This window comes from Paraburkholderia elongata (assembly GCF_013177735.1).
Taxonomy (GTDB): Bacteria; Pseudomonadota; Gammaproteobacteria; order Burkholderiales; family Burkholderiaceae; genus Paraburkholderia; species Paraburkholderia elongata.
Genome location: NZ_WOEZ01000122.1, coordinates 1 through 13062 on the forward strand (window position 1 = coordinate 1; position 13062 = coordinate 13062).

At 58.0% G+C, this 13062-nt stretch carries 12 protein-coding genes and 2 pseudogenes; 8 read left to right on the forward strand and 6 right to left on the reverse strand.

The window, feature by feature from the left end; translation table 11 throughout:
- Positions 1–1900 precede the first annotated feature (1900 nt).
- Together GNZ13_RS22735 and GNZ13_RS22740 are read right to left on the reverse strand one after the other, a co-directional pair.
- The gene (locus GNZ13_RS22735; protein WP_407945655.1) at positions 1901–2848 is read right to left on the reverse strand and encodes a ParB/RepB/Spo0J family partition protein; all 948 of its coding nucleotides are present in this window, start codon (positions 2846–2848) and stop codon (positions 1901–1903) included.
- A 23-nt stretch (positions 2849–2871) separates the two neighbouring features.
- On the reverse strand, positions 2872–4089 hold the full coding sequence (locus GNZ13_RS22740) for an AAA family ATPase (protein ID WP_172168264.1): 1218 nt from the start codon (positions 4087–4089) through the stop codon (positions 2872–2874).
- On the opposite strand from GNZ13_RS22740, the gene GNZ13_RS22745 reads away from it, so the two are divergent.
- The 4 genes and pseudogenes from GNZ13_RS22745 (at position 4082) to GNZ13_RS22755 (ending at position 7626) form a co-directional block, all read left to right on the forward strand.
- Complete coding sequence (locus GNZ13_RS22745) at positions 4082–4453, forward strand: hypothetical protein (protein ID WP_172168266.1); 372 nt, start codon at positions 4082–4084, stop codon at positions 4451–4453. The two genes, GNZ13_RS22740 and GNZ13_RS22745, sit on opposite strands and share 8 nt — an antisense overlap.
- Positions 4454–5326: 873 nt before the next feature.
- On the forward strand, positions 5327–6823 hold the full coding sequence (locus GNZ13_RS22750; RefSeq protein WP_172168268.1) for a replication initiation protein: 1497 nt from the start codon (positions 5327–5329) through the stop codon (positions 6821–6823).
- Positions 6824–6875: 52 nt separating this feature from the next.
- Positions 6876–7001 (forward strand): annotated as a pseudogene (locus tag GNZ13_RS54645) (IS6 family transposase); the annotation flags it as partial.
- A gap of 316 nt (positions 7002–7317) precedes the next feature.
- Positions 7318–7626 carry a putative quinol monooxygenase gene (locus GNZ13_RS22755; protein ID WP_172168270.1) on the forward strand — a complete coding sequence of 103 codons (309 nt, stop codon included), beginning with the start codon at positions 7318–7320 and terminating at the stop codon, positions 7624–7626.
- A gap of 115 nt (positions 7627–7741) precedes the next feature.
- Here GNZ13_RS22755 and GNZ13_RS22760 read toward each other — a convergent pair whose 3' ends face one another.
- From GNZ13_RS22760 to GNZ13_RS53890, 3 genes are all read right to left on the reverse strand, one after another.
- Positions 7742–8092, reverse strand: coding sequence for an MFS transporter (locus tag GNZ13_RS22760; RefSeq protein ID WP_172168272.1), 351 nt, complete (start codon positions 8090–8092; stop codon positions 7742–7744).
- 61 nt (positions 8093–8153) lie between these two features.
- Positions 8154–8921, reverse strand: a complete 768-nt coding sequence (locus GNZ13_RS22765) for an N-acyl homoserine lactonase family protein (protein ID WP_172168274.1) — start codon at positions 8919–8921, stop codon at positions 8154–8156.
- 173 nt (positions 8922–9094) lie between these two features.
- Positions 9095–9232 carry a hypothetical protein gene (locus GNZ13_RS53890; RefSeq protein ID WP_172168276.1) on the reverse strand — a complete coding sequence of 46 codons (138 nt, stop codon included), beginning with the start codon at positions 9230–9232 and terminating at the stop codon, positions 9095–9097.
- Between the two features lie 244 nt (positions 9233–9476).
- Here GNZ13_RS53890 and GNZ13_RS54325 point away from each other — a divergent pair, with 244 nt between their 5' ends.
- Together GNZ13_RS54325 and GNZ13_RS22780 are read left to right on the forward strand one after the other, a co-directional pair.
- Entirely contained in the window at positions 9477–9770 is a 294-nt protein-coding gene (locus GNZ13_RS54325; protein WP_216674981.1) for an NAD-dependent epimerase/dehydratase family protein, read from the forward strand.
- 238 nt (positions 9771–10008) lie between these two features.
- The gene (locus GNZ13_RS22780; RefSeq protein WP_172168278.1) at positions 10009–11001 is read left to right on the forward strand and encodes a LacI family DNA-binding transcriptional regulator; all 993 of its coding nucleotides are present in this window, start codon (positions 10009–10011) and stop codon (positions 10999–11001) included.
- A gap of 128 nt (positions 11002–11129) precedes the next feature.
- Here GNZ13_RS22780 and GNZ13_RS22785 read toward each other — a convergent pair whose 3' ends face one another.
- Complete coding sequence (locus GNZ13_RS22785) at positions 11130–12029, reverse strand: LysR family transcriptional regulator (protein ID WP_172168280.1); 900 nt, start codon at positions 12027–12029, stop codon at positions 11130–11132.
- A gap of 262 nt (positions 12030–12291) precedes the next feature.
- Here GNZ13_RS22785 and GNZ13_RS22790 point away from each other — a divergent pair.
- Positions 12292–12534, forward strand: a pseudogene (locus GNZ13_RS22790) (porin); the annotation flags it as partial.
- 219 nt (positions 12535–12753) lie between these two features.
- Positions 12754–12975: an amidohydrolase family protein gene (locus GNZ13_RS53895; protein WP_328807275.1), complete on the forward strand. Its 222-nt coding sequence runs from the start codon at positions 12754–12756 to the stop codon at positions 12973–12975.
- Positions 12976–13062: the final 87 nt, after the last annotated feature.

Consider the following 13062-nt stretch of genomic DNA (forward strand, 5'->3'; position numbering starts at 1 on the left):
CCGGATCCCGCTTGGGTCGGCACGGAGGCGCCACTGATATCTGCGCGCTAGCGGTCGTTCGCCTAGGGCACTTGTGGCCAATTCGCAGTGCTCGCTGGTACTCGAACGGCGGAAAATTTCACGTGGATGGTTGGCGTGCACTACCTCGGCGGCAAGCCGTGGCTGGCTTCAAGGAACTGGTGACGAAGACCCCAGGGCGCCGGCCACGCAGTATCGCCTCGCGTGCGCGACCATCCTGCTGATGGGCTTCATGGATGGCATCTGGAAGGTCGCGATTCTGAGGAGCCGGAAGTGGCGCACGACCTTCCTTCGCGTTGGGTCGTCGAAGCACTGTAGCGCTCGTCGGCAGACCGCGACCGTGATTTTGAAGACGCGAAAGGTGAGATGTCTCTGCTCTCTTCGGTGGTGGTCTCGACCATGAAAACCGATCAGGCGAAGCATCTGCTCCTTCAGAATTGTGTCCCACGCTGACTGGTAAGGGCTTCCCCCTGACGGGCTGTACCAGATCGTGACACCGACGCGGCGGCGCCTCGCCGAAGACGAAACTCTGCCGCTAGATGAGCGGTAGCGGCACGTGCTGCTCGAGGTGGCGCCGCACGCGCTGCACCATATGTTCACCATCCAGTCGGTGGCAAACACCTGCACGTGGACGCGCTACAGCGCCTACTGGGCCGCGCCTCCCTCCAGACAACCGCGAGCTACACATGGGTCGAGCGCGCCTGCAGCCTCGAGGAGTTGGGGAAGCTCTACCGCGCTCAGCGGCGGGGCAAACAAACGGTAGAGACATCGCACTCTCGCGTCAGACGCACTGTTACCCCTCCATTTGCGCTTCGATGGGGTCCAAAGGGTAAGGCGCAAACGCGTGTCAGTAATACTGACACGTCTGCATGCAGGCGTCGGGCAGGCCTAAGCAAACGCCCCTTTCAAACAGGAGTGTCAGTAATACCGACACCCTGTGTGCTTTGCAGGGACGCTATCGCTAACTGCTGCACACTCGCGGCTTTTTCGTGTTGCGGTCGCACAGTCTCCCGTATCAACCCTCCGGGTTATACGGTCATTGCAATCAAGCCGGCCGGTCCGCAGATCACATACGCAAGAGGAAATACCATGACCCAAAGCAACACCAACGGGACTGCTGTGCCCGCAACTACTGCAAAACACTGCGCCGGAGATTACATCAGGGAACTGCGAGGGCATACCGCCGGACCCTCGTCGGTGACAGTCGCAATCTGGTTCCTCGCCTGGGAGGCGCCGCGGGGCGAGGCTTTGTCCTTCATCGGACGCAAGAGCCTGCGCGTGGGGGCACATCAAAAGAATGCTGAAGTACCGAGGCAAGCTCGTGAGATCTGGCTTTGCTGAGCATTCAGAGCCTTTCAGGACGAAGATGCTGCGGGTAGAAATGCTTTCTCGCCGCTTCGACGAATCCTTGTCGTTGGCTCCAGCTCGGAGCACAAAGAGCGTCTGGGTACCGACGCTTTTCGCGATCAAGTTGATGACGCTGGTGATGCGCCATAGCTGCCTCCCGCTTGGACGACCATCTCAAGACAGCTAAGGCTTCTGCCTAGCCGTCTTCTTTTGGCCCCGGCTCGGAGTGTCAGTAATACCGACACTGCTCTCGCGAGCCGTTCTGGCCGAGCGTCCACGACTGCGCGAGTTGCCCGCCCTCCGCAATTCAGTACTGGTACGTCTCGGTTTTACTGACGCATGTGTGCCCGATGTTTGCGTCTCGCCTGAAGGGAACCCGGACAGCAGACTTGGCTGGCGCCGACCTCCAGTCCCTCGGCGATAGAACACCGATGGTCGCTTCGAGAGTGTAGTGTCAGTAATACTGACGCGGCCACCGCGCCGGCACAAAAAAGCCCGCTCGAAGCGGGCTTTTTTTGTCGCAAGAAGCGCGTGTTCAGCGTGGCTCGCCTTTGTACAGCTCATTGATAAGCTGCCGGATCCGCGTCTCTTGCGCCTCGGTCAAAGCCGCGGCCTTGATTTTGACCGTAAAGCTGTTGACGTCCTTGGTAATGCTTCCCGCCTGGTCCTTTCCGGCGAAGAACTTCTCGATGAGCCTCTCCCGAGCCGTCGTCCCAGACGCACGGCGAGTCACCATCGCGATAATCGCCGGCGCAAGTTTGCCTTGGGGCAATTCTCCTTTGACCACATCTGGCCAGAGTTCGCGTGCGGCCGACTCAGCTTCGCTGCCGTGTTTCTTAAGCGCTGAGACAATTTCCTCTGCAGCGTTGCAGCCGAGTAGGGCAGGCTGCAAATCGAGATCCTTCTTCATGAAATCCGGCAGATTCTCGAACGCAAGAAATTGGTACAGCCCGGTACGTGATAGGCCCACGGCTTCTGCCAGCCTTTTGCGGCTCGGAAACTCGCTCTCAGACCGACGAAGAGAGATAGCCACCTCATAGTCGGTCAGGTCGTCCCGGTCCATATTCTCGACCAGCGCCAGCACAATCATGTCTTGGTCGGAGCACTCGATGACCACCGTCTTGATGTGCTCCACGCCGAGTATCTTGTGTGCTCGCCAGCGCCGCTCTCCTGCCACGATCTGGTAGGCCGATTCAACCCGACGAACCACAATGGGCTGCATGAGCCCAACTTCGCGAATCGACTCAGCCAGCTCGGACAACTTGGCTTCATTGAATACACGCCGCGGCTGCCAGGGATTAGGAACAATTTCCGTCAGCGGCAACTGCGACGTCGTTCCTGTCGACTCAAGCTCCTGAACCCTCAGCTGTGCGGCCGCTAATGCTCCGGCCATCCCAGGTGCTGTCTCTGTCCGATTCGCGCGACGGCTGGCATCGGGGATTCTTTCCGCTGTTGACCGAAGATTCGCGGTCTTGGCCAACATCTGGTCACGGATATTATTGGTGCTCACTGTGCTGGCCTCCATTGTTTGACGAACATGTCATCGACCCATCGGCAATAGTCGACTAGCGGCTGTTTGACGCGTGCTAAGGATTTGGCCTGGCTATGAGAGCTGCTAATGTCAAAAACGGTCGTAAATGCCAGAGCGCCTGAGCTCATTACGGAGCTGGCAGGAACCTCGAACGGGTCAAGCCAGTGACGATACGCACCTTGTGCCCACGTGCGCACAACAGGCGCCGCGGAAGTGCTGTTGTAGTTCACGCGGGTCAGCAACACGGAAACGAAATCGTACTTTTTGTTAGCTTCGTATTTGATGAACGACTTGGCGACGTCCGAGAAAAGTCGCCAAAAGGAAAGCGAACTGAAGAAGTCGAGATTCTCCGGGACCATCGGCATTACCATCGCGTCCGCTGCCATCAGTGCGTTCAGGTTGAGATAGGACAGGGAGGGCGAGGTATCCAGAATGATGTAGTCATAGTGCTTGCGCAATGGTGCCAGTCCATCCCGGAGCACCTGCCAGAACTTGAATCCTGCAAGCTTCATCTGCATAGCTGGAAGGTGATACTCGGCTCCGACCAGTTCTGTATGCGCCGGAATGATATCCAACCCATCCCAATACGTTGGCTGCACCTTAGCGAGCAGACCTCCTTCGATCTTTTGGTCATAGACAAAAGGAAGCACTGTGTCGTCCGGAGATACCTCCTTTTCGGCGTACAGCCCGCATAGCTCAGAAAGCGATGCTTGGGGGTCGAGGTCAACAACAAGAACCTTTCGCCCGCGCAGGCTCAACCCTTGGGCAAGGCACATCGACGTTGTGGTTTTGGCGGAGCCCCCCTTCAGCTGCGAAGTGATAAGCACTTTGCCTTCAAAATCGCTCGGCCCAGCCACGAGGGGCGTCTGGTAGATGTCTGACACTTGTTGTACCCAGTTTCGGGCTTCAACTAATGTAAATAGCCGACTACGGCTTCGTCCTGTCCCGGTGGACTGCCCTTCCGGCAGCACACCATCTCCCTTTGTTGCCAGGTACTGCACCTGTTGGCGTGTCAGACCGCACAGTTCGGCGACTTCTCCAGTCGTAAACACCGGCGCTTCCTTGCGTGGGCGCGGCGCGAGAATCTGGTCCCGCAATTCAGTTGCATAATCGGTGACGACATCCGCGAAATCTGAGATTTCCTCAAGCGTCACGGTTCGGTCTATCGGCATCGGTTGGCTGACATTGGCCATTTCGGAGTTTTCCCTGGAAATTGAAGCTAAACGGAGAATACAGGAAAAACGCAAAAACAGCGTTATATTGTCGCCCAGTTTCTCAAATGTCGCCCGTAAGCCACTGTTTTTTATGCCTTCAGCCGGGGGCTATGCCGACCCAGATAAATGGAATGCCGGCACAAAATCTCTCACCTTTGAAGCACGTGCCCTCTCCGAGGGAAACAGTTGTGGACAAAAGGTGAGAGTTTTTGTCCGCTTAACCGTCGCGCCGATTGGAGGAACCGCCGGAAAGGTAGCGCTTGATGGCGCCGTGGGCGCACAGACATCGGTGATTACATTACATTTTCGTTTCGTTTCAACGAAGGAAGAGGGGCAAAGGTGAGAGATGGTGTGCATAGATGCTGAAGCCGACGTCGGCCACGCATCAGAGTGCACAAAATCCCTCACCCTACGATTCATCGACGTCCACCGGTGAGACCTTTGCGTCGGAGGACCGTCCCGGCGCCGCTAAAGGTGAGAGATAGTGTGCGCCGAGGACGTTGCGTATATCGAGATGCTGCACACAATCTCTCACCTTTGTGCAAACGACTGAGACATTACCAGGCTGCGCCCCAGTGCTAATGGCGGGCATTGCTTCGCATTACACGACTCGACAAGCAGCATCGCCCACCTCGCACCCTCCTAAAATGCAGCGGGGACACTTTGTGTCACTGACTTGTGCGCGCAGAGCCGCGAGGCCTATCTACGTCCCGCCGGGCGTCAGACCTTCGCACTCGACCCCGCTATCTCCTGCGGGACTTCCCAAGAGGGCCGATTGCTGATGTTGCCCAACGGTTTGTTGGTTGTTTTATATAAAAAAAACGAACTTACAAACCTACAGGGGAAACACGAATCCTTTGTTATCAAACAGTTAATGCCGGAGAGGTGAGACTCAATGTGTCAAAGGTGAGAGAAAATGTGCGCCTTGGGTGAGACATTTGAGAGCAAAAGGGGAGATTTACGGCGTGTCGAGGTGAGAGACAAAAACATGTTTTGCTAAAAGTGAGAGATTTTCTCGCGGCGCCTGTGGATAACCGGCTCAAACCCACTAGTATCATGGGTTTGGGGCTCCTGGGTCTGCACAAGAGGTGAGAGATGGTGTGCAGAAGGTGAGAGATGATGTGCACGCCGTTCGCCTAAGTGGCAAAGGTGAGACTTTTTTATTGACATCTCACCTCTGTATGCCTAGAGTCTGCTGAAATTCTAGGGAACAGGCATGTCCAGCAGCGTCGACCGACGAGTAACCCCTCTTCAATTTGCACTGGACCTATTCGTGGAGATGGCGCCGGCGCAAAGGTCCATCGATGAGACTAGTCCAGACAAAGATATCGGTTATCAAAAGAACCGGGTCTTTGCACGCATTATCGGTTTAGGCCTGTCCGCTAGACGCTTTGTTGATGCCGCCTACTTCATCGTCGCGCAGGACCCTGAAATCCAGGAAACCTATGATGTGACGCTCAGCTTTTTCAAATGGCTGATGCGCTATGACAGCAGGAACAAGAAGCATTTTTCCAGCGTCATCCGCAGCGTCAAATCTTCCATGCTCGAAGTGATGAGTGCACCAGTTGTGTCCGTTGATTCGAAAGGACGGATGCTGGAGGAGCCTCTCGAACCCGGCGAGGGGGGCAGTGCCGGCGATGACGAGGCGGATGAGGACCTGGCGGTCCAGAATGAAGACGGAGACTGGCTTGAGTTGATAGGCCGGGTCAGCGTCAGAAATGGCCGGATTCGCTTCCGGGTGCCTGTCGAGCTGCAACGCCTTATCAAGGACCCCGAGAACTCCTACTGGACTAGCCTGCTAGTCACCTCGAGATTTACGCTCATCTATGCTCGAGGCATTTACGACCATGTCTTGCCATCCGTGCCCAGCGGGCTAACGGATTGGCTGTCACTCGACCTCGTTCGAAACTTGCCCGGTAAGTCATGGGCAAACAACGCTGAGTTCAAATACTTCAAGCGCGATTATCTCGAGCCAGCCGTAAACCAAATCAACGAGCTGTCCGACGTCGAGTTGTCGTACGAGACCCGTGCTGGAACTCCCGGCTCGCGAAAGAAAGACCAGATACGCTTTCGGCTCAAACGCAAAGAAGGGGCATTGGCATCCAAAGCGGCCATGCTCAACTCGGTCGTACTTTTCAAAATGCTTCAAGATGAATTCGGACTGTCGGATAAACAGTTTGAAAAAATCGCTGAGAACAGGTTCGTTTGGACAGATGAGCGCATTCAACAAGCCATCGACTACACCCGGTGGACAATCAGGCAGGGTACCAAGGTAAAAAGAGCCTCCGCCTACTTGATGAGGGCTCTTTCGGACAACTACCGAGTATCCGAAGCCGACAGGCAAGTTGAGTTGATTCAGGCTCAGCTTGTTGAGGCGACGACAGGCGAACAGGGGACCAAGTCTGATCGGCAAAAGGCCGTCGAGGACAGCCTGGCGGCAGCTAACGCGGCAGCCGACAAGCGTCGACAGGAGGAGATTCGCCTGGCGCGCGAATTCTTCGACACAGCAGACAAGAAGACACGCGAGGACCTTGTCCGCAAGTTTGTCGCGTCGAGCACAATGGGGCTCCGCGCTATTGAGCGTCAAATGCTCAAACCGGCTAATGTCACCGAGGCCAACATCCTGAATCTTCCAGACGTTGCCAATACGTTCAGCTCGTACGTCGCCGGCGAAATTAGAAAAGCCGCGCGTGTGCGTACGCGGAACCCATAACGTTCTGCAAGGCTATCAGCAACACGCGGCCCAATTACACGCCTACCCTCCTCAGGCTTTTCTCTCGAGGTCTGGCGCGATCCGGCAGCATTTCGCCAACAAGCAACATTTACTACGAGCTTCGCTCTCTCGCAAACAGCTCGCCGTGCGATTTGCTGCGTGGCACCGCTTTACCGAACTCAAAATCCGTCTACCGCCTTCTACGCGACTGCTCGCCCTTACTACCGTTGCGGCGTTTTCTGCTTAATGTGGCAGCGCCGTACTCAGTGGTGTGACGCTCGGGTAAATCGCAACGCCCCCTTTTTGATTTCTATCGGTTTGTTAGGCGGCCCGCTTCAGCGTCGACGGTGCGCGCGCGTCGGATTGAATCGCTGACAAGCCGCGTCGGGAGCGCGACCGGAACCGCACAGTGAGGCCCTGTCAGCAAGCGTGTCCAAATGCGGCTATGATTTTGTGCGGCGATCGGCGCCGAAACAGGAAAGGAGAAAACCCAGATGATCCATGTCATTGCGACGATCACAGCCCAGCCCGGTCAACGCGAAGCCGTGCTGGCGCTCTTCAGCAAGAACCGTCCGGCGGTGCTGGCGGAAGAGGGATGCATCAGCTACGAGGCCGTAGTCGACGTACCGGACTTCGGGACGATTCAGACACCGCTCGGCAATGACACCTTTGCTGTAATCGAACGCTGGGAAAGCGCGGAAGCGTTGAGGGCGCATGCGGCCTCCGCGCATATGGCCGAATATGGACGCAATACTCGCCCGTTGCTCGTGAACCGCGTCATCAACGTGGTTCAGCCTTGCTAAAGGCCTCGGCTCGTGCAGTCCTGCGTTTGATGCCAGATTGTAGCCAGCGATTGGACCGCTCAGCACCGCGGCCAGCGGGTAGTAAAGCTGCCAAACGCCGTTCGCGCGAGCGCGTTTAGAAGGCGCGAACCAGTTCTTCGCGAACAGCAGGAAGGTCGGGGAAGATGCCCCCTTCGAACAGATCGATCGCAAAACGTACGGCTACCAGTTGCGACGCGTTATGGACCATGCTCTGCGATAGTTCGGCGATGCCCCACAGCACCATTGTCACGTTGATCAGCGCTTTGCCGTATCCGCGGTCGGCGAGCCAGCCGCAGATCGGCTGCGCGATGCCATAGCCGGGAAACAGCATGCCTGAGGCGAAGCCGAACACCGCCGAGGTCAACGCCAGCTCGCTGCCCACGCTCGGTATCGCGAAGCCGACGTTGGTGCGATCCATGAAGCCGATGATGAACGTGATCATCATCACTTACAGCAGCCGGAACCATCTCTCTTTCATCGCCGGTCTTCTTGGAAATACCGGCCGCTCAGCGGCTCGACGGTGGGGGATACACCTTGCGCTCGAAAACCCGTGGCTCATGGGCCGGCAGCACTTTTGCTCCAAGCGCCGCGATGCGGCGGAAGCTTTCGTCGTAAGCGCGCAGGTCCGTGTGGTTGCCGTTCGGGATCGGCTCGCTGCCGTCCTCCGGCCAGTTCTCGTAGAGCGGAATCAGGTCGCCCGCGATGAGATACGGTCCTGCCTGCGTATCGACCAGAACACCCTGTGAGCCCGCCGTATGTCCCGGCAAGCGCAACACGCGTATGCCGGGCACAACGTCGGCGTCACCGAACGCCACGTCCATTCGGTCGAGAATGTCCACCCACGGTGGCGTGTGGCCGCGCTGGTTGGTTTCGTAGATCGGGCGCTGGAACGGCACCGGCCAGACCGCCTCTTTCAACTCCGCTTCCTGGACGTGAAAGCGCGCGTTCGTGAACAACCGCGCGCCGCCGACGTGGTCGTTATGCAGGTGAGTGAGAATGACCAGTTCGACGGAAGCCGGGTCGACGCCTTCGCGCGTCAGGCCGTACTGCAGCAGGTCGTCGATTCCGGCATCCGTCTCGGTGTAACACTGCGGTGCGCGCGAGCGGGAACCCGGCCCGGCATCGACGACGATCGTATGGCGAGCGCTGCGCAGCAGCCACGCGATACACGGTGCATGCAGGCGCGCGGAACCGCAGTTCTTGCGGTACAAAAAACACGAGCGCTCATGATTGACGATATCGCCGCAGCGGATCGGTACGATGGTGAATGTCATGTCTGAGTTTCGTTTCAACTGTGTTTATGGTGCTGGCGCCGGGTACCTGCTTGACGGGCTGGACCCTGGTCGAATCTGAGCCGGATCCGGGTCCTGCTTCGTGACCAGATGAACGGTCACGTCGGGCAATGACGTTTCATCTGCCGACTGCGCCCTGCGTGCTCACGTGTACCTCATAAATCGGCACCCGAGGTGTTGCCTTCGAAGTAACCCACAATGCCCGTCGACGGGTCTGAGAACCAGATCGGACCGTCTGACTTGACCACGATGTCGTGCGGCGAGTTCAGTCGTTTCCCTTCGTACGAATTCATGAGCATAGTGATGCTGCCTCGTACTCGGTACACGTGACCCGCCGTACGTATTCGCAGGCGATAACGCGCTCCGTGGCGGTTGCGGGTATTGCCGTTCGCGAAGTCACAGTATAGGCCAAATGAGTAAGCGATTTCTCTTGAATTCCTCATGATTTCCCCCTAAATTACCATCAAATCTTCGGATTTGATTGGGCGACATACGAAATATGAGGCGCAAAAGAAAGCGATTACTTAAATTACCTACTTGAGCGAATTCCGGCTGTCGCGTGCCCCTGACTCCGGTCTCCGCGACGTAAACATCGAAGGTTGCTACAACCTCTTCGAAGCCTCGCGGCAGGCCGGCGTCAAACGCGTGGTGTTCGCGAGCTCGAATCACGCGGTGGGATTTCGTCGACACGATCAGATGATCGCCGACGGCGCCGCGCCACCTCTTCGTATGGCTCAGCCATCGCGACATGGTGCAACTGACGAAGCGTTGCATCGATTACCCCGACTGCCACTTCGTGATCGGGCACGGTGTGTTGAGCAATGCGCGTAACCGCTGGGACAAAAACGTCCGGCAGCTCGGCTATGCGCCGGAGAGTGACGTCCGACGGGAACCCGGAACGGACCGACCAGGCGAAGGTCCGCGCCCGGCGATGGCCATTCCTCAAGGTGCCGCGTTATAGTATGCCGCACAGGAACGGCGCGATGGTGCGCCTCGACACCGGGCAGAGTGCAAGTTGACCAACGAGACAAAGAAAAGAGCGCCGCGTCGCAAATCGAATGCGATTTCCGTGATAGATGTCGCGCGCGCGGCAGGGGTATCGACCGCGACCGTTTCGCGCGTGTTGAACGGCAACGCAAAGGTAGCGGCCGAACTGCAGAACCGCGTGCGCGACATCGCGCAGGAACTCGGCTACACACCGCACGCCGCGGCGCGCGCGCTGGCATCGCAGCGCTCGAAAACGATCGGCGCGGTGATCCCATCGCTGGAAAACCAGAACTTCGCGATCGGTGTGTTCGCGCTGCAAAAGCGCATCGGGGAAGCCGGCTATACATTGCTGCTCGGATGCTCGTACTACGACCAGGAAGATGAACTAAAGCAGGTCCGCGCCCTTATCGCGGACGGCATTGCCGGGCTGATGCTCGTGGGCCGCAGCCACTCGCCCGCGCTCTACGAATTGATCGAAAAGGAACAGATTCCGCTCGTCAATGGCTGGACAGTCGATCACGACCATCCGTATGTCGGCTTCGACAACGTGGCGGTCGGCCGTCGCCTCGCCGACTATCTGCTCGATCTCGGGCACACGCGCTTCGGCATGATTACGCAAATGACGCAGCACAGCGATCGCGCGGCTGATCGCATCATCGGCGTGCGCGCGGCGCTACAGTCGCGCGGGCTGCAGTTGCGCCACGAGCATCTGATCGAGATGCCGCACAAGATCATTGAAGGCCAGATGGCGATGAAGGCGCTGATGAACGGCCCCGAGCGTCCGACGGCCGTAATCTGCGGCACCGATCTGCTTGCAATCGGCGCGCTGGCCGAGGCGCGCGCGTCGGGTATCGACGTGCCGGGCGACCTGTCGATCGCGGGCATCAATGACATCGAATTTTCCAGCTTCACGTCGCCGCCGCTGACGACCATGCGGCTCGCCGCCGATGAAATCGGAGCGCGCAGCGCCGAGTATCTGCTCGCACGGATCGAAGGACGGCCCGTGAGTTCGCAGTACATCGTGCCGACCGACCTGATCGTGCGCGGCACGACGGCGCGTCCTCGCAGCGCCTAGGTCGCCGACGCGCGGCGTGGCGCCGCATTGCGTCGATGACGAGGTGTTCGTTCGAAGCGACTCTGAGTTCCGCGGCTGCGAATTCGGTGTCGCTGTACGGCGCGCAATAGTCCGCGCCCTCGCGCCGACTACCCCGGAATCAGCACGCGACTGCGTGTGAGCACCTCTTTTGCTAGCTCCACGATGGTATCCGCGCCGCTAAGACATTCTTCCTGATAGGCGACAAAAAACCCTTGCTGAGTGATCTGCCGTTCAGTGTTAAGCACGTGAATCAGCCCGGCATCGATCTCCGCGCGCATTATCGCGGGCGACAACACGGCCGCCGCATGGCCGGCCGCGACCAGCCGCGACATCATCGACAGGGAATTGCATGAGCTGATGTTGTCCGGATTGCAACCGGCGCTGCGGAACCAGTTCATCACAAGCGAATGGTTCGATGACGGTTGGGAGACGGTGATGATCGGTACCGACGCAAGATCGTGAGGCGCGACGTTGCAGTTGGGCACGAGTTGCGGCGACGCAACCCAATGCAGATCGGTGTAGCCGATGGCGGTCTCGACCACGTGGGGCGCATCGGTGGAATCGTTCAGTATCGCTATGTCCAGTTCGTGCGCACCAAGCTTGCGTCCGAGTGCGACGCCCACATCGATCGTGAGTTCGATCTTCATGTGCGGATATCGCGTCTTGAGTTGCGTCAGTAGATCTGCGAGCCCCGCGTGGGCGATGGACTCGATCGCGCCGAGACGTAGAAGTCCGTACATGGGGTCGGTACGCTTCGCAATCTGTTCGAGCCTTTCGGCGAGCTTTAGCACCTGTTCCGCATTGGCGAGCGCGTCGCGGCCTGCGAGCGTGAGTTCGGAGCGTGTCCGGCTGCGCTTGAAGAGCTGCACGCCGAGATGTTCTTCGAACTCGTGGATGCGTGCCGAAATGGTCGGTTGCGTGAGGTGCTGATGACGCGCCGCCGCATGAAATCCGCCTAACCGCGCCACCCAATAAAAGGTTTCAATTTGCTGAAGAGAAATGCGCATGATCGAAGGTTTCTATCAGATGGTCTCGCTAACTTTGATTATCTCCCGGAAAAATTGTATTCGTATACTCGGTCCACTCTTTTCGTTGCCTCTCTATTGACACCGGAAAGTAGTGCGTCGTTGGTCATTTTGCAGCGAGACCGTGCGTAGCTCCGATTGCCCCGCGCACAATCAAAAATTCCGCGGTCTCGAGATACGAAGTGGTGCGCGGTTTGTCACAAGATCGGCATATGAATCAACTGTCAATAAATGTGGAATCCTTATGATAAGGAAATCACTGTTCGCTCTCGAACCCTCGAACGCGTTCGCTGTTCCAGCGTTTGCGTAAAGCAGCGTCACGTTGTACGGATTGATCGATGAAGGCATGACCTACGTCAGCAACTCCGCCGGCCATAGTCAATGGGCCCTGCAAAGCGGGGTCGAGGGCGGCAGCAGATGGGGTTTGAAAGGCAGCGAGGATCTCGGCGGCGGCACGAACGCGATCTTCCAGTTGGAAGTTTGGTTCGCAACGCACCGCGATGTCGCCGAATGGGCGCTTGAACATGCACAACAGACATGAATTCAGTGTGGGATTCGGTGGCATCGGCCAGCCGCGCTTTCCCATTCCACCGAAGGCGACCGATAGTCATCACCACATTTACGATGCGCGGTATCCAGTCGATCCGTCAGCGCAATTGCAGCCGCCCGACGCGACGGTCGCCGACATTGCGCGCTGCAGCGGAGGCTGGGCGTCGAGCGACATGTCGTCGTTCAGCCGTCTACGTATGGAACCGACAACCGTTGCCTGCTCGATGCCCTGTCGCAGTTCGGAAAGTCCGCGCGCGGTATCGCGACCGTGCCCGGCACCGTGACGGATGGTGAGTTGGCCGGTCTTCACGATACGGGCGTACGCGGGCTGCGCTTTAACCTGAGATTCCGCCGCGAGATAGGCAAGTTTCCTTTGTGATTCAAGCGCCTGGCTTGAAGTCGGGGTTTGGTTTTCTGTCTACGGGCGGATCGCCTGGACGAGCGCGAGAGCACGTTCGTGCCAGGG